The organism is Thiohalobacter sp. COW1, assembly GCF_016629505.1.
Taxonomy (GTDB): Bacteria; Pseudomonadota; Gammaproteobacteria; order Thiohalobacterales; family Thiohalobacteraceae; genus Thiohalobacter; species Thiohalobacter thiocyanaticus_A.
On the sequence record NZ_AP024239.1, the window covers coordinates 1,453,056 to 1,469,592 of the forward strand.

Here is a 16,537-nt window from a genome sequence, read left to right on the forward strand (position 1 = left end):
CGCCATGCCGGCCAACCGCCCAGCCAGTGCCCAGTCGCGCGAGCAATCCATCCGGCTGTTCGACAACCCAGTGCTGGAATCGCTCAGCCACGTGCATCCCATCATGCCGCTGCTGGTGTGGCTGCCCGTGGCGGCCTGGCTGCTGGTGCGCGCTGTGACCGTGCACGGGATCGGCCCTGTCGGCCTGGCCGGCATCGGCATCGCCGGGCTGGTGACCTGGACCTTTGCCGAGTACAGCCTGCACCGCTTCCTGTTCCACTATCCGGCGAAGAGCCGCCTGGGCCAGCGCTTCGTGTTCCTGTTCCACGGCGTGCATCACGACACCCCCCAGGACAAGACCCGGCTGGTGATGCCGCCGGTGGGCGCGGCCCTGATCCTGGGTGTACTGTGGCTGCTGTTCAGCAGCGTGCTGCCCTATCCCTGGGCCGAGCCCTTCACCGCCTTCTTCCTGCTGGGCTATCTGGTCTACGACTATATCCACTACGCCACGCACCACTTCCCGATGCGTCACCCGCTGCTGCGCTTCCTCAAGCGCTACCACATGCAGCATCACTTCGCGGCTGAGGGCGGGCGCTTCGGCGTCAGTTCGCCGCTGTGGGACTGGGTGTTCGGCACCTACCATCCGCCGCGTGGGCGCTAGAGTTCCCACCGCGGGACCCTCGTTCCACCCGCACCGCTAGCTGAAAACCGGCGATGCCCAAGTATTATCTGCTGCCCAAGCGCCTGGCCAAGAAGGCACCCTGGACCCAACAGCCGGTGTGGCTGCTCGAGGCCCTGGTGTTCTACGGCCTCTACGGCCTGATCCGACTGCTGCCCTTCCCCCTGGCGGCCGCCTTCCTGTCACGGCTGTTCGGCGTCATCGGCTACCACAACACGAAGAAGCGCCGTGTGGTGCAGCGCAACCTGGCAGTGGTACTGCCGCAACTCACCGAGGCCGAACGCGACCCCTTCACGCGCCAGGTCTTCCGCACCACCGGCCTGGCCGCCGCCGAACTGTTCCTGCTGGACCGGCTGTGGCGGCGCCGGGAGCGCTATCTGGAATTCGATGTCCATCCCGAGGCCATGCAGGCGTTCGAGCGGCGCGAGGCCATGGTCTTCGCCACGGCCCATGCCGGCGCCTGGCAGCTGACCAACCTGATCAGCCGCGAATACGGCCTGAGCATCTCCATCCTCTACGCCCGCGAAGCCAATCCCTGGCTGCGTCGGTTCTTCCAGGCGCGGCGCCGCGCCTTCGGCTCGCGCCTGGTGCCGACCGCCGGCGGCGTGCGTGAACTGATGCGTGAACTGGCCGACGGCCACAGCGTGGGCGCAGCCTTCGACACCCGCATCGATTCCGGCGAGATGATCCCCTTCTTCGACGTACCGGCGCCGACCAATACCACACCGGCGCGGTTGTCGCTGCGCGGCTATCCGCTCATTCCCATCCGCTGCGTGCGGCTGCCGCGGCACCGCTACCGCATCGAGGTGCTGGCGCCGCTCAGGCCCGATGCGGCCCTGGCCGATCGCCATGCCCAGGTCAGCGATCTCACATTGCGATTGAACCGCCTGTTCGAGGACTGGATCCGGGAGTCGCCCGGCGACTGGCTGTGCATGAAGCGGCGCTGGCCCAAGCAGTCGCCGGCAGGCGAATCCGCCGCATGAACCGGGACAACCCAGTGGCCGCGCGGGTCTGGATCGTGGACGCCTATCGCGCCGGCGAACAGACCCAGCTGCGCGCCCTGGCCGAGGCATTGGCGCTGCCCTGGGAACGCAAGTCGCTGCACTACCGCAAGCGGGAGATACGCACCAATCTGTTCCGCGGCCGCGATCTGCATGGGGTGGATCGGTCCCGCTCCGATCCGCTCAGCCCGCCCTGGCCGGACCTGGTGCTGTCGGCCGGCATGCGCAACGAACCCGTGTGCCGCTGGATCCGCGACCAGTCCGGCGGCCGCACCCGCATCGTGTTCGTGGGCCGACTGTGGGCGGACCCGCAGCATTTCGATCTGGTCATCACCACGCCCCAGTACCGGGTGCCGGAGCGGCCCAACGTCCTGCGCAACGACCTGCCGCTGCATCGGGTGCATCCCGACACCCTGGCCGCGGCGGCCGAACACTGGGCACCGCGACTGGCGCACCTGCCGCGGCCCTACATCACGGTCAACATGGGCGGCAACAGCGGTCCCTACGCCTTCGGCCGGCATGCCGCGCAGTGCCTGGTACGCGATGCAGTGGCACTGGCGCGCGCGCGCGGCGGTTCACTTCTGGTCAGCTCCAGCGCCCGTACCCGTCCCGCGGCGATCGCTGCCTTTGCCGCCCAGTCCGAGGTGCCCATGCAACTCTATCGCTGGCAGCGCAACGACCCCGACAACCCTTATCTCGGTTTTCTGGCCCTGGCCGACGAACTGATCATCACCGCCGACAGCATCTCCATGCTGTCCGAGGCCTATGCCACCGGCAAGCCGGTGCACATGTTCGACCTGGGCGCGGGACGCTTCAGTATGCGCCGGGACATGCACCTGGCGGCCGGTGACACGGCCGCGGCGCGGGCGGTGATCAGACAGGACGCCGGAAACCGATGCGATATCGCGCCCGGCGCGCTGGCCTACCGGGCGCTGATGCGCTGGGGCTGGAAGCATCTGTCGCGGGACATCAGCCGGGTGCACCTGGAGTTGATCCGCGCCGGCAAGATGGCCTGGCTGGGTGATCCGCACCCGGGTTCCCAGGCGCACCAGTCGAGTGATATGCAGCGGGCGCTGGCGCGGGTACGGGCCCTGCTCGAAACCGCCCCGGCCTGAGGCGTAGGCCGGAATAAGGCCCGAGGGCCGTTTCCGGCAGCATGCTGAACCGCCGGGAACGCTGCGCTTATCCCGGCCTACGTCTGTAACCGTTGACAAATTCATCCGTCATCCCCGCGCAGGCGGGGATCCAGAAACCGCTACGGCCAATGGATTCCCGCCTGCGCGGGAATGACGGAAAAGGGAATCACAGTCCGTAGGTCGGGTTAGCGCAGCGTAACCCGGCATTCCGGGAGATGTTGGGTTACGGCGCTATCGCGCCTGACCCAACCTACGCATGTAGAAGCATCTTTCAGGCCTGCAGTTCCACCCGCCCCCGCGGCGCCAGCCGGTAGACCCGGTCGGCCGCCTCGGCCAGCGCCGGGTTGTGGGAAATGGCCAGGATGGTCAGGCGCTGGCGCAGCTCGCGCAGGGTGGCCACGATCGCCTGTTCGCTGGCCGGATCCAGGGCACTGGTGGCCTCGTCCAGGATCAGCAGCTGCGGCCGGTTGATCAGGGCGCGGGCGATGGCGATGCGCTGGCGCTGACCGCCGGACAACCGACCGCCGCGCTCACCCACCTGGGTGTGCATGCCCGCCGGCAGGGCCTGGACGAAGTCCCAGGCGCCGGCATCCTGCAGCGCCTGCACCACCTGTGCTTCCTCGATCTGCGGATCGCCCAGGGTCACGTTGTGCAGAATGCTGTCGTGCAGCAGCACCGTCTCCTGCGGCACATAACCGATCTGACGTCGCCATTCCCTGAGGTCGAACTGTTCCAGCAGCGTGCCGTCGACCCGCACCCGGCCCGAGTCCGGGCGCAGCAGGCCGATGACCAGGTCGATGATGGTGGTCTTGCCCGAGCCCGAGGGTCCGATCAGGGTGGTGATGCTGTGCACCGGGATCTCCAGGTCCAGGCGGGAAAAGACCTCGTGTCCGTCGTAGGCGAAACCCACCTGTTCGAAGCGGATGCCCTGGTGCAGCACGGGCTCCGTACCGCCGCCCAGCGACTCCTCCGCCCGGCGGGCCTGGTCGATGGTATCCAGCAGTGACCAATAGGCGCTCTCGCCCTGCATCAGCTTCTGGTACTGCTTCTGCACCTTGCCCAGAAAGCTGAAGGCGCGTCCCAGCGCCACCACCAGCACCATCACCGTGGCCAGGCCCATGGAGAACTGTTCCAACGCCAGATACACGCCCAGCGCAATGAAGGCGGTGAACATCAGGTCCTGGGCGGAATTGAGCGCGGCGGCGCTGAACACCTGCCGGCGCAGCGCCTTGTTGAGCTTGTTGGTCTCCAGGTTCAATACCCGGTCGGCCAGATCCTCGCGCGCCATGGCCTTGAGCGGCTTGACCGACTGCAGGGTGTCGGTCAGACGCGACATCAGCGATATCATCAGCTGGGTCTGTCTGCGCCCAGCCCGGCGGGTCATGCGCACCAGAAAGTGCGAGCCGCCGATGATCAGCACGCCGGCCAGCAGGCTGGCCAGGGCGGCCTGCCAGGACACGGCCACCGCCACGCCGGCATAGACCAGCGACTGGATCAGGAAAGTGATGGCGGTCGCGCCGTTGACGTAGGCATCGGAAGCGCGCTGGGCCTCGGAGGCCATGGTGTTGGTGAGCTTGCCCACCGGCTGGTGCAGGAAGAAGGCCCAGCGGCTGCGCATCATGTGACGCAGTACGTCCAGGCGCAGATCCGTGGCCAGCTGCGCTGCGGTATACCCCACCTGGCGCTGGGCCAGCAGCAGCAGCAGGGCCTTGAAGGTCGAAGCCACCACGATCAGCAGCAGCAGCGGCCCCAGGGTCGGCGGAATGCCCAGCCAGTCGAGCAGTTCCAGCACCATCAGTTCCAGCTCGCCCGGCGGCTCCTGCGGGCCACTGCCGGGCTGGTTGTGATACAGCGCCACCTTGAGCACCGGCAACAACGCCGACAACCCGAGTCCCTCGGCCAGCCCCGACAGCAGCAGCGCCACCAGCATCAGGAAACTGGCCAGCGGATAGGCACGGAACAGATTGAGCATCAGGCGCATAAATGGATCCCGGGGGCGACACGAAAGGCGGCATTATCCCCGTTCCCCCGCGGGCACTCAAATGGTGCGGGTGCGAATGGTATCTACATAGACTGGATCTCTGTCTATTCGTCATTCCCGCGAAGGCGGGAATCCAGGGCCTCGCGGGGCTAACAGACGCTGGTCCCCGCCTTCGCGGTGATGACGAAGCTGAAGCAAGCCTCCTTCAGTCCCGGTGCCCACTCACCAGCGCAGCCGGCGCAACAGCACCAGGGCCGCGAGAAAGATGCACAGCACGGGGAATGACGCCGTGGCCAGCGGCGGGAGATGATAGATCTGGCCCAACGCAACCAGGATCTGCGAGCCCAGGTAGAACAGCACCCCGACCAGCACCCCGGCCGCCAGCTGACGTCCCATGCCGCCACGCTGACTGCCGGGTTTCACCCCCAGGCCCAGTGCCAGCAGCGCCATGCCCACCGCGGCCGGCGGCAGCAGCAGTCGATTCCACAGGGCCAGGGCATGGGCATGCCCGCTCTGGCCGCTGCGCTGCAGGTAGTCCTGATAGGCATAGAGCACGCTGGGCGGCATGCTGTCCATGCCGAGCAGCAGGCGCTGCAGTTCATCGCGCGACCACAGCTGGTCGTGACTCAGTTCGGGCACGCGTTGCACCTGCAGGGTGCCGCTGTCCCAACTGCGCACCAGTGCATCCTCCAGACGCCAGCGCCGCCCCTCGATCACCTCGGCGCGTTCGGCATGAATGGCGCGCAGCAGCCGGTGGTCGGGACCGAACTCGAAGATGTCGATATCGCCCGGGGACCGGTTGAGTCCGAGACGGCCGAGGCGATAGTAGGTCAGCCCGCTGCGCGACCACAGGCTCTGCCCCGGCTCCAGGGTGTTGTTGCCGCGCGCCTCGCTGCGGATCTCCTCGCCCCACTGATGCAGCGGCGCGGTGACCCATTCCATCGCCCCCCACAGCAGCAGGCAGAGCACGAGCAGCGGCATCACCAGCAGGCGCAGCAGCCGGGCCTTGCTCACCCCGGCGCTGCGCAGAACGGTCAGTTCATTGAGCTGTTCCAGCCGGGCAAAGGCGGTCAGGGTGCCGACCAGCATGATCACCGGCGCGAGTGTGAGCAGTTGCTGCGGCAGAGTCAGCAGGACGTGCAGCACCACCTTGCCGCTGGTGTAGCGGTCGGTGACCCGCTCCAGTTCCTCGATCATCCGCACCAGCAGCAGCAGCACGCCCATCACGGTGGCGAACAGCGCCCAGCCCGCCACCATGTGTCCGGTGAGATAGCGTCTCAGCGTGCGCATGGTTCAGCGCGCCTCCTGCAGCGGGCGTCGCCGCAGCTGCCGCAACCGTTCCGGCGCCATCAGCGCCAGCAGCAGCAACAGCGGCGGCAGATAGGCGATCCACAGCCCCGGCATCGGCGGCAGCGTCCCCTGTTCGACCAGGGTGCGCACCAGGCTGACCGCGGCGAACAGCAGCAGGTAGACCAGCAGTGCGACCAGATTGTGGCGCAGGCGCGATTCGCGCGGCCGGGAGCGCGCCAGCGGAAACGCCAGCATCGTCAGCAGGAATGTGGCCAGCGGCGTGGACAGGCGCCACTGGTATTCGGCGATGTCCTTGGGCTGATCGGAATTGCGCAGCACGGCCGTGGGCTGCGCCTTGCTCTTGTATTTCTGCCGGGCCTGTTCGGCCGCACCCCACACGATGCTCATCTCGCGAAACCGCAGCGACAGGTCGGATCCGCCCTCCGGCCCCAGCAGATAGCTGTAGCCATCCTGGAACACCAGCACTGCCTCGCGGCCCGGATCGAAGCGCGGCAGCCGGGCACTGTCGGCCCGGATCAGTTCCTTGTGCACCACGCCCCGGTCATTCTCATGGGTCCGGAACAGGAACACGCCGCGGTGCAGCTTTTCCTGCTCGGCGCGCGCGTCGGCGATGAACATGTAGCCGTCCACATCCAGGGTGACGAACTGGCCGGCGGCCAGTTGACCGGCATCCAGGCGGCTGATGGCGCCGGCCTCCAGGCGGTAGATGCTGTCATAGGCCCAGGGCCGGCCGAAGATCGACAGCAGGCCCGCCAGCAGGGCGGCCAGCACGACGGCCGTGGCCACGCTGCGCATCAGGCGCAGCGGCGAGACGCCGGCCGAGACCAGGGCGGCGATCTCGCCGTTCTGGTACAGCCGCCCCAGGACCAGCAGCACGGAAAAGAACAACGCGGTGGGAAGAATGACCTCCAGGGTGGTCAGGCTGGACAGGCCGACCAGCTGCAGGGCGGTGGCGGTATCGATCAGGCCGTCGGCGGCCATGGACAGGTTCTTCGACAGGCTGAAGCCGACATAGATCAGCAGGAACAGCCCGACGCCCAGCGCCAGGGGACGCAGGATCTCACCTACCAGATAGCGGTCGATCAGCACGGCAGCGGTTCGGGGACGGTCTCGGCCACAAAGGCCCTACTCTAACACGTCGACAGGGTGCGGCTCAGGCCGGGGCTGCCGGGACAGCGGCCGCCGCATGGGCGCGCGGCAGAGGCGTGGTGATGCGCTCGGCACACACTACCCGGCCGTCCTGCGGCTGCCAGCGCCGCACCTCCAGTTCCAGGCTCCAGCCGTGCGCCGCGGGCCGGATACGGTACAGGTGATAGGCGGCGTATTCTGCCTGCGCCGAGGAGGCCGAGGGCACGCCGATCACGGGCGCGGCACCGTCGCGGGTCTCCAGTTGCAGATGATGGCTCCGGTGGCCGTGGCCGTGGATGACCAGTTCCACGCCTTCGCCGGCCAGCAGCCTACACAGGGCCGCGCCGTCGAGCAGGCGCTTGCGTGACTTCACTGTGCCGGCCAGCAACGGGTGGTGCAGGATCAGGACCCGGCACAACCCCTCGGACCGGGTCTGCCGCAGCAGCCGCGTCAGCCGCTCGCGCTGGGCGCTGCCGACCTCGCCCACGGCACGACCGGCGGGCGAGGCGATGGCGGTGGACAGTCCGATCAGGGCCAGCGGACCGCGCCGGCGCAGCGTGGGGAAGGCCGTATCGAGGTCCGCGTCCGGGGCCGCGTCCCCGCGCCAGTAGGGTTCCCACCAGGGGGCGCCGCGCTGCCAGGCGCCGGCCACGGTGGCGTCGTGATTGCCGGGGACCACCAGCAGCCGCTCGGGCGCGGCCAGCCGGTCCAGCCAGTCCCGGGCCTGGCGGAATTCATCTTCCAGACCCAGGTTGGTGAGATCGCCACTGACCGTGATCCAGTCCGGCGCCTGGGCCCTGAGATCCACGACCAGCGCGGCCAGCGTCTCGGGCCGATAGCGCTGCCGCCGTTTTGTATACCAGGACAGCAGGCCCAGCAGACGCTTGTTGAACACTTCGGTCAGGGGGATTCGTGCAGGCAGCGGCAGGTGCGGGTCCGACAGCTGGGCCAGCACCGTGCCATGGGAACTTTGTGTAGACGCGGAATCGGGCATCGCCACGGGAGCCTCGGCGCGGCGCCCGCGGGACGGACAGGCGCGCCGCCGGTCGGGGGTTCAGGCCTGCCCGCTGCAGCAGGCGCCGGCGAAGGCCGTGCGCGAAATGGCCTCGCCGAAGGCGGTCACGATGGTGTCGATCTGCTCCGGGCTGTGGCCCGCGCTGACACTGCAGCGCAGCAGCGAGGCACCGTCCGGCGAAGCCGGCGGCACCACCAGGTTGACGTACACGCCGGCCGCCAGCAGCTCGTTCCAGATGCGCGCGGCCTCGTCGTGCGAAGCGACCCGCACCGCGACCACCGGGCTGGGCTCCGCCCCCAGGGTGCAGCCCAGGTCCTTCAGGCCGCCATAGAGCCGGGCGACATTGGACCAGAGCGTCTCGCGCAGTTCGGGATGGCTGCGGATGTGATCCAGCGCCCAGTGGGCGGCGGCGATGTTGACCGGGCTGGACGAGGCGGTGAAGATGTAGGGACGGCTGCCGTAGCGCAGCAGATTGAGTTGCTCGTGGCGGCTGACACAGTAGCCGCCCATCGAGCCCAGGCTCTTGCTGAAGGTGCCGGTAATGAAGTCCACCCGGTCCAGGATGCCGGCGGCTTCACTCACACCGCGGCCCTGCTCGCCGTACACACCCAGCGAGTGGGCCTCGTCAACCATCAGGTAGGCGCCGAATTCCTCGGTCACCGCCAGCAGTTCGGCCAGCGGGGCGATGTCGCCCAGCATGCTGTACAGGCCTTCGGTCACCACCAGCGCACCGCGGGCATCATCGCCGAGGCGACGCAGGCGCTTGCGCAGATCCTCCGGATCATTGTGGCGGAAGGGGAAGAAATCGGCCCCGCTCAGGCGGCAGCCGTCATAGATGCTGGCGTGGCTGTGGGCGTCGATCACCACCTTGTCGCCGGGGCGCAGCAGTCCGGTGAGGATGCCGAGATTGGCCTGGTAGCCGGTGGAGAAGATCATGGCCGCCGGCATGCCGTAGAACTCGGCAAAGCTGCGTTCCAGCGCCACGTGACTGGCAAAGCTGCCGTTGGCCATGCGCGAGCCGGTGGTGCCGCTGCCCTGTTCGCACAGGGCCTGATGGGCGGCCTCCAGGATGCCCGGCTCGAAGGTCAGGCCGAGGTAATTGTTGGTACCCGCCAGGATGGTGCGCCGGCCCGCGATCTCGGCCTCGGTCGCCGACAGCATGCGTTCCATCACGATCCGGCCGGGATCGGCGTCGGCCTCGTTCAGGGCGCTGCGGATGTGTTCAAGTTCGGCGAATCGCTTTGAGATACTCATGAGTTCTCCCTGATCAGACGCTGGACCTGGGTGGCGAGATCCTGCACCGTGCGGACGTCCGACATCACGTTCAAGGGCACGATTATATCGAATCGGTCCTCGATTTCCTGTAACAACTCCATCACATTGATGGAATCCAGTCCCATGTCCGCCACCAGATCGGTCTGCTCCTGCAGGTCGATATTGCGGGTGGGAAACCGCTCCAGCATTCCATACAGCCCCTGCAGGATTTCCTGGTACTGATCCCCGGTGTCAGTGGACATTGGATATACCCTCGTTGGTCCGCGGGCCGGAAGACCCCAACAGCGGCTGCAGCCCGTCGCGCAGCCGGATCGCGGGGCGCCAGCCGGTATCCCGGGTCAGCGCCGTGTTGTCGCACACCCAGTCGGGGTGGCGCAACTCCCTGACCTTGCCCGGGGTCAGCATCGGCTGGTAGCGCAGCAGCGTGGCGGCAGCCAGGTTCAGTCCGGCCAGTCCGCGCAGCAGCATACCCGGCACCATCAGCCGCCGGCCGGGGCGGCGACCGGCCACCGCCGCCACAATGGCGGCGATATCCTCCCAGCTGTAGCCGCCGGGGGTACCGTCGTGCAGTTCGTAGGTGCCCGCCGCGTCACTGGCGAGCAGCTTGGCGACCGCAGCCGCCAGATCATTGACGTGCAACAGCGAGGCACGGGCCCCGGCCCTGCCGAGCACCGGCGCCAGGCCCCGGGCCATGGTCTGGAACAGCGGGAGCAGTTCGCGATCACCCGGGCCATAGACCGCAGGCGGGCGCAGCACGGCACAATGCATGGCCGTGCCTGCCGCCAGCCCGGCCAGCCGGGACTCGCCTTCGCGTTTGCTCGCGGCGTAATGCGACAGCCCGGGTTCCCGGGCGGCAAGGGAAGAGATCAGGATGAAGCGCGGCGGCTCGGGCCGGGCCAGTGCCAGACGGGCCAGGCGCTCCACGCCGTCGGCATTGACCGGGCGGAAATCGCGGGGTCCGCGGCCGCGTACCTTGCCGGCCACATGCACGACCGCATCGACATCCTCCAGCAGCCGCGCCAGCGCAGCCTCGTCGCCGAGGCCGCCGCTGACGGTCTCCAGCGCCCCCGTCAGGGTGTCATCCAGACCGCGTCTGTGGACCAGGGCCCGTACCCGCCATCCCGAGCGGAGCAGAGTTTCGACAATGGCCTGTCCGACGAAGCCTGTGGCACCCGTGACGGCGACCGTTCCCGTCATGCCAGACGCCGGGCCCGGTCCCTGTTCGCTTCCACGGGAGGCGCCGCGGCTTTGCCGGGGCCGTTGACCACGTTCGCCTGCGGCGGCGTGGCGGCCTCTGCGGCACGCCGCGCCAGGAATTCCTGGCGGGCACGCGAACGCGCCAGCTTGCCGGAGGAGGTACGCGGCAGGGTACGCGGCGGCACCAGTTCGACCACGCACTCGATGCCGAACTCGGCCCGGACCTGCCCCTTGATATTCTTGACCAGCGAATCCCGCCTGGCCGGGTCACGCTCGCGGCACTGCACCACGATGGCGGCGGTCTCGTGCTGATGCTCATCGGTCACGGCGAAGGCCGCTGCATCGGTGAAGCGCACGCCCGGCTGCTGCTTGGCCAGGTATTCCAGATCCTGCGGCCAGATGTTGCGGCCGTGGACAATGATCATGTCCTTCTTGCGTCCGGTCACCACCAGGTTGCCGTCGACCAGGTAGCCGACGTCTCCGGTATTGAGCCAGCCGTCGGCGCTCATCACCTCGCGGGTGGAGGCCTCGTCCTCGAAATAGCCGCTCATCACGCTGGGGCCGCGCAGGTGGATGCTGCCGACATGGCGTTCCGGCAGCGGGTTGCCGTCGTCATCGCGGATCGAGACCTCGAAGGTGGGCAGCAAGGGACCGCAGTCGACATACTTCGCCACCCGGACACCCTCGCGCTCGGCCGCCGCCGGATCCACCGGCCGGGCCTCATGCGCCTGCTGCAGCTGTTCGGCGTCGATGCAGTCCACCGCCATCTCCTCGCCCAGCGGCGCGAAGCTGATGGCCAGCGAGCACTCGGCCATGCCGTAGCAGGCCACATAGGAACGCGGATCGAAGCCGGCCGGGGCCAGCGCTTCGGCAAAGCGCTGCAACGGCTCGGGGCTGATCAGCTCAGCACCGACGCAGGCCACGCGCCAGTTGCTCAGATCCCACTTCTCGGCATCGCTGGCGCGCACGCGCATGGCGGCCAGGTCGTAGCCGAACGGCGGTGCCGAGGTGATGGTGGCGCGGTTGCGCGACATCAGTTCCAGCCACTGGCGCGGACGCATGGCGAAATCCCGGGTACCGAGAAAATCCACCGAACGCTGGGTGGCCATGGGCATGATGATGAAGGCGACCAGCCCCATGTCGTGATAGAAGGGCAGCCAGCTGCCGAAGCGGTCCTGGTCGTTGAGCTTGAGTCCGTTCAGCGCCATGTCGTTGATGTTGGCCAGCACGGTGGTGTGATCGATCACCACGCCGCGCGGGAAACGGGTGCTGCCGGAGGTGTACTGGATGTAGGCGGTATCCTGCGGCTCGGCGCCGGGGAGCTCGCCGGCGGCGGGTTCGAGCGCATCGAATACATCGGGCGTACCCACGCAGCGCAGTTCGAGGCCTTCGGTGGCCTCCTGCAGAAAGCTCAGCCATTCCTCGGGCGCCATGGCCGCTTCGGCGCGGCAGTTCTCGAGCAGCTTGCGCAATTGATTGACGAAGGCCTGATGGCCCCCGATGTGCACGGTGGCCGGCAGCGGCACCGGCACCAGACCGGCGTACTGGCAGGCCCAGAAGAAGCGCACGAAGTCCGGCGTGGTTTCGGCCACCAGCGCGACCCGGTCGCCCTTCTTCATCCCAAGGCCGAGCAGTCGACGGGCCAGCGCCAGGGACTGTTCACGCAGTTCCCCGTAACTCAGGGCACAGTAAAGCTCGCCCCGGCCATTGTAGAAGTTCACGCCGGTTTCGCCGCCGGCGGCATAATCCAGGGCTTCGCACAGGGTCGAGAAGGTGGAGGGTCGCAAAGCTAGATCATGCGAACTGCCTGTCGGCTGCATTACGTTATCCTTTTCCGGTTTCGGAAGCGTCTTGAAATAAGGTTACTTACTGGTCCAATTGGCAAATACTAATACAAGACTGCCAGTTACCCCAAAAGTTTCAACGAATTTATGAAACAGTTTGCCCATCATCGTCACATATAAGCGCCAATGATACGACGCCGGGCAGGGTAATTTCAAATCTCTCCTTTCCGGGCCCTCCCGCCCTCCGGCCGCGGTGGGCCTAAAGTAACACCTCCCGGGCCCGGGATTCGCGGCCCGGGGCGGAAAATCCCCGCTCTGTGACCGGGTTCACATGCCTCTGGGGCATAAATCCAACCGGTTTCACACAGGTGTTGCCCTTCCCGCCCGATAAGCCTGCCAGTAACCACATCTGCAGGTGATTCTCCGTGTCCTTGATCCCCAGCAATATCGCCCTCCCAGTTCGCTTCGCCGCCCTTGCCGCCCTGCTGTTCACCGCTGCACTGCCGCCGAATCTGGCTCGGGCCGCTGAACTCGGCGCGTCCAGTCCGCCACAGACGGTCGCCGGGCAGATCATCGTGCGCGCCGCCGACGGCGTCAGCGCCGAGGCATTCGCCGATATTCTGGACTTCTACGACGCGCGGCTGCGCCAGCACATCGACCCCATCAACACCCGGGTGCTGCGGGTTCCACCGGGCTTCGAACAGGCTATCGTGCAGGAATTGGGCCAGGATCCCGGAATCCAGTTCGCCGAACGCGACATGAAGCTCAGTATTCAGTCGCTGACCCCGAACGATCCGAGGTATGACGAGCAGTGGCACCTGGAGACCTTCGAGGCCGAACGCGCCTGGCGCCACTCGCAGGGCAGCGGCATCACCGTCGCCGTGCTGGATACCGGCGTGCATGCCGGCCATGCCGATTTCGGCAATCGTGTGCTGGCCGGCTGGAATGCCGTGGACCAGAGCAGCGACAGCAGCGACATCAACGGCCACGGCACCAAGGTGGCCGGCGTGATCGCCGCCGTGGCCGACAATGGCATCGGCATCGCCTCGGTGGCACCGCAGGCCCGCATCCTGCCGATCCGCGTCAGCAACGACGCCGACGGCGGCGCCTATCTGAGCGACATCGCCCGCGGCCTGACCTATGCCGCCGATGCCGGCGCCCGGGTTGCCAATATCAGCTACAACGTCAGTGACAGTCCGACCGTGGCCAACGCGGCCGAATACATGCTCGAGCGCGGCGGCGTGGTGGTGGTCGCCGCCGGCAACGACGGCATCGATCCCGGCTACAGTGACAGCCCCTTCATGATCACGGTCTCGGCCACCACCAGCAGCGACAGCCTGGCCAGCTGGTCCAATTACGGTGCATATATCGACGTGGCCGCACCGGGACAGGGCATTCTGACCCTGACCCGCAGCGACGGCTATGCCAAGGCCAGCGGCACCTCCTTCGCTTCACCGGCCACCGCCGGGGTGGTGGCATTGATCCTGGCCGCCGATCCCGATCTGACGCCAGCCGAGGTGGAAACCCTGCTGGAGGAGAATGCCGATGATCTGGGCAGTGCGGGCTGGGATGCCCAGTTCGGCCACGGCCGGGTCAATGCCGGCCGGGTGGCGGAGCAGGCCGCCGGCGACAGCAGCACGCCTGACACCCAGGCGCCGGTGGTCACCGCCCCGGCGGCAGTGACGGTCGAGGCCACGGGCGCGCTGACCGGCGTGGTGCTGGGCAGTGCCAGCGCCCTGGACAACATCGACGGCAGCCTGACTGCCGTGCCGGACACCACCGGCCCCTTCCCGGTCGGCAGCCACACCGTCACCTGGCGCGCCACCGACAGCGCCGGCAACACCGGCAGCGACAGCCAGAGCGTGACTGTGCAGGACACCACCGCACCGCAGGTGCAGGCACCGGCGGATCTCACCGTCCAGTCCACGGGCAGCGCCGTCAGCGTGGGTCTGGGCACTGCATCGGCAACCGACCTGGTCGACGGCAGCCTGAGCGCCAGTCCGGACCAGACCGGTCCCTTCGCCCTCGGCACCCACACCGTCACCTGGCGCGCCACCGACAGCGCCGGCAATACCGGCAGCGATACCCAGACCATCGTGGTCACCCTGAGCGACGTCACCGCACCGGTGGTGAGCGCCCCGGCGGATATCACGCTCGAGGCCACCGGCAGCCTGACCGCCGTGGCGCTCGGCAGTGCAACGGCCCTGGACAACATCGACGGCAGCCTGAGCGCCAGCGCGGACCGCAGCGGCCCCTTCCCGGTCGGCAGCCACAGCGTCACCTGGAGCGCCACCGACAGCGCCGGCAATACCGGCAGTGCGACCCAGATTGTCACCGTGCGCGACACCACACCGCCCGCGCTGAACCCGCCCGCCACCCGCACGCTCAACGCCACCGGCTACCTCACCGACGTGAAGCTGAATGCGCCGATCGCGAGCGATTTGGTCGACGGTGACATCACCGCCGTGGCCGACCGCATCGGCCCCTTCACCAGCGGCCGGCATAACATCGTCTGGACGGCGACGGATGCAGCCGGCAATCACCGTCAGGTGGTGCAGACGCTCAAGATCCGTCCGCTGGCCGAGTTCGCGGTCGATCAGGTGGTCGGCGAAGGCGATACGGTCGAGGTCCGGGTGCTGCTCAGCGGCGATGCGGCCGACTACCCGGTGCGCCTGCCCTACCGGGTCGGCGGCAGCGCCACCCCGGGCCAGGACCATGATGCCAGCGACGGCACACTGGAAATCGCCGCCGGCCGCAGCGCCGCGCTGAGCTTCAATGTCAGTGCCGACGGTGCCGTGGGCGAAGGCGACGAGACCGTCCTCTTCACCCTGGATGCGCCGGACAATGCCGTGCGCGGCGGGCGTGCCAGTCACACGGTCACGATCCGCGAGGAAAACCTGCCGCCGCGGGTCGATCTGGAGATCCGTCAGGGCGGCCGGACCACCACCACCGTCTATGCCGATGCCGGCACGGTCCGCGTCAGCGCCGGGGTCGTGGATCCCAATCCCGACGACGACCATCGTTTCGACTGGAGCCTGACCGACAACACCCTGGTCTCCACCAGCGGCGTGGACACAGACGAGTACAGCTTCGATCCTCAGCAACTGGCACCGGGCATCTATACCCTGCGCCTGACCGTGGAGGATGACGGCACACCGAGCGAATCGGTCACGGTGCAGGCCAGCCTGCGCGTGGCGCAGCAGACCCCCGACCTGCGCGCGGACGAGGACAGCGACAACGATGGCATCGACGACGCCAGCGAAGGCCCGGGTGACAGCAAGGGCAACGGCATTCCCGATTTCCTCGATGCCCTGCCCGACCGGCACGTGCTGCAGTCCCGGGCGCGGGTCGCCGATCGGGACCTGCTGGTCACGGAAGCGGGCCTGCGCCTGCGCCTGGGCACCACGGCACTGGCCGCGGGCCGGCACGCTGCCGGCGTATCAGTGGCCGACATCACCAACCACGGCGGTGCCAGCGGCACGGCTGCCCTGGCCGTGGAGGACGACAACCACAGCTATCCGGGCGGCCTGTTCGACTTCGAACTGACCGGGCTGACGCAGGCCGGCCAGTCGGTCCGGGTGGTCATTCCCCAGCTGGCGCCGATCCCGGCCGGCGGCGTCTATCGCAAATACATCGCCGACCAGGGCTGGCAGGACTTCGTCATCGATGCGCGCAACAGTCTGGCCTCCGCACCCGGCGGCAACGGCAGCTGCCCGGCACCGGCCAGCACCGCCTGGCGGGACGGGCTGAACGCGGGGGATCTGTGCGTACGGCTGAGGATCGAGGACGGCGGTCCGAACGATGCCGACGGCCGCGCCAACGGTCAGGTCCTGGATCCCGGCGGAGTGGCGGCACCGGCAGCAGGCGGCAGCGGTGGCACCAGCGGCGGCGGCAACAGCCTGAGTGACAGCGGCGGCGGTGGCGGCGGCTGCAGCCTCGGCCGGCGCGGCACCCAGGATCCTCTGTTTCCGCTGCTGGCGCTGCTGGCTGCGGCCGGCCTGAGGCGGTCACGCCGCCGGCAGCCCCGCTGACACCCGCCGGAGTACCGGCG

The 16,537-nt window shown here is 68.1% G+C and carries 12 protein-coding genes; 4 read left to right on the forward strand and 8 right to left on the reverse strand.

Features of this window, described 5'->3' with window-relative positions:
* Nucleotides 1-4 precede the first annotated feature (4 nt).
* From COW1_RS06790 to COW1_RS06800, 3 genes are read left to right on the forward strand one after another with little or no spacing between them, the layout of a single operon-like run.
* Nucleotides 5-640, forward strand: coding sequence for a sterol desaturase family protein (locus COW1_RS06790; protein WP_201345822.1), 636 nt, complete (start codon nt 5-7; stop codon nt 638-640).
* A 53-nt stretch (nt 641-693) separates the two neighbouring features.
* Nucleotides 694-1,641 (forward strand): lysophospholipid acyltransferase family protein, encoded by a 948-nt coding sequence (locus COW1_RS06795; protein ID WP_201345823.1) that lies wholly within the window; start codon nt 694-696, stop codon nt 1,639-1,641.
* The gene (locus COW1_RS06800; RefSeq protein WP_201345824.1) at nt 1,638-2,774 is read left to right on the forward strand and encodes a mitochondrial fission ELM1 family protein; all 1,137 of its coding nucleotides are present in this window, start codon (nt 1,638-1,640) and stop codon (nt 2,772-2,774) included. Before COW1_RS06795 ends, COW1_RS06800 begins: the two co-directional genes overlap by 4 nt.
* Before the next feature lie 292 nt (nt 2,775-3,066).
* Here the strand turns inward: COW1_RS06800 and COW1_RS06805 are convergent, their stop codons facing one another.
* The 8 genes from COW1_RS06805 to COW1_RS06840 form a co-directional block, all read right to left on the reverse strand.
* On the reverse strand, nt 3,067-4,776 hold the full coding sequence (locus tag COW1_RS06805) for an ABC transporter ATP-binding protein (protein WP_201345825.1): 1,710 nt from the start codon (nt 4,774-4,776) through the stop codon (nt 3,067-3,069).
* A 222-nt stretch (nt 4,777-4,998) separates the two neighbouring features.
* The gene (gene lptG, locus COW1_RS06810) at nt 4,999-6,066 is read right to left on the reverse strand and encodes an LPS export ABC transporter permease LptG (protein ID WP_201345826.1); all 1,068 of its coding nucleotides are present in this window, start codon (nt 6,064-6,066) and stop codon (nt 4,999-5,001) included.
* A 3-nt stretch (nt 6,067-6,069) separates the two neighbouring features.
* Entirely contained in the window at nt 6,070-7,176 is a 1,107-nt protein-coding gene (gene lptF, locus COW1_RS06815) for an LPS export ABC transporter permease LptF (RefSeq protein ID WP_201345827.1), read from the reverse strand.
* 64 nt (nt 7,177-7,240) lie between these two features.
* Nucleotides 7,241-8,209: a metallophosphoesterase gene (locus tag COW1_RS06820; RefSeq protein ID WP_201345828.1), complete on the reverse strand. Its 969-nt coding sequence runs from the start codon at nt 8,207-8,209 to the stop codon at nt 7,241-7,243.
* A gap of 60 nt (nt 8,210-8,269) precedes the next feature.
* Nucleotides 8,270-9,484, reverse strand: a complete 1,215-nt coding sequence (locus COW1_RS06825) for an aminotransferase class I/II-fold pyridoxal phosphate-dependent enzyme (RefSeq protein ID WP_096365799.1) — start codon at nt 9,482-9,484, stop codon at nt 8,270-8,272.
* Nucleotides 9,481-9,747, reverse strand: coding sequence for an acyl carrier protein (locus COW1_RS06830; protein ID WP_242466509.1), 267 nt, complete (start codon nt 9,745-9,747; stop codon nt 9,481-9,483). The genes COW1_RS06825 and COW1_RS06830 overlap by 4 nt, the downstream gene beginning before the upstream one ends.
* On the reverse strand, nt 9,737-10,702 hold the full coding sequence (locus COW1_RS06835) for an NAD(P)-dependent oxidoreductase (RefSeq protein WP_201345829.1): 966 nt from the start codon (nt 10,700-10,702) through the stop codon (nt 9,737-9,739). Before COW1_RS06835 ends, COW1_RS06830 begins: the two co-directional genes overlap by 11 nt.
* Nucleotides 10,699-12,522, reverse strand: coding sequence for a fatty acyl-AMP ligase (locus tag COW1_RS06840; protein ID WP_201345830.1), 1,824 nt, complete (start codon nt 12,520-12,522; stop codon nt 10,699-10,701). The genes COW1_RS06835 and COW1_RS06840 overlap by 4 nt, the downstream gene beginning before the upstream one ends.
* 389 nt (nt 12,523-12,911) lie before the next feature.
* Between COW1_RS06840 and COW1_RS06845 the strand changes: the two genes are divergently transcribed.
* Nucleotides 12,912-16,517 (forward strand): S8 family serine peptidase, encoded by a 3,606-nt coding sequence (locus COW1_RS06845; RefSeq protein WP_201345831.1) that lies wholly within the window; start codon nt 12,912-12,914, stop codon nt 16,515-16,517.
* The last annotated feature ends 20 nt before the right edge of the window (nt 16,518-16,537 follow it).